The sequence below is a fragment of the Streptomyces sp. NRRL WC-3549 genome, assembly GCF_000721935.1.
In the GTDB taxonomy this organism is placed as follows: Bacteria; Actinomycetota; Actinomycetes; order Streptomycetales; family Streptomycetaceae; genus Streptomyces.
The window spans coordinates 122750-123187 of sequence record NZ_KL585386.1 but is presented as its reverse complement, the minus strand read 5'-3'; the positions used below and the strand labels follow the sequence as shown (position 1 = coordinate 123187).

Here is a 438-nt window from a genome sequence, read left to right as displayed (position 1 = left end):
CCCGCCTGCGGAACCGGCGGGGCCGACGACGCGGGACCGGCACCGGTCAGGACCGGGCACACCCATCTGTTCCGGGGTGTCCGGCTGCTGCTTCACGGCACCGCGCCCGCCCTGCGGGCCCGCGCACTGGAGCTGGAGTTCTCCGACGGCGTACGGGCAGCGGCCGAGCTCCTCGCGCCGGTCCGCCCGGACGACCCGTGGCTGCTCTCGGTCGAGAGCCACCGCACGTCGGCCGGAACCGCACTGCCCGCCCGGTCCTGGCTGGTCGCCGGGGTCACCGACCGGGAGGACGGGACCGAGATCCGGCTGGGAGAGCGGCTGCCGGACGCAACCTGACCCGCGAGGCCCGGGGTCCTCGGCGCCCGGGTGCGTCCCCTGCGCCCCGGCACCCGCCCCCGGCCGTGACCCGCGGCGGCGGGCCCGGCCACCCGCTCCCGT

At 79.0% G+C, this 438-nt stretch carries 1 protein-coding gene; it reads left to right on the top strand.

Going from position 1 to position 438, the window contains the following annotated elements; all coding sequences use genetic code 11:
- Nucleotides 1–336: hypothetical protein (locus IH13_RS0104935; RefSeq protein WP_063837395.1), on the top strand; the 336-nt coding region annotated here is incomplete at its 5' end.
- Between the last annotated feature and the right edge of the window lie 102 nt (nt 337–438).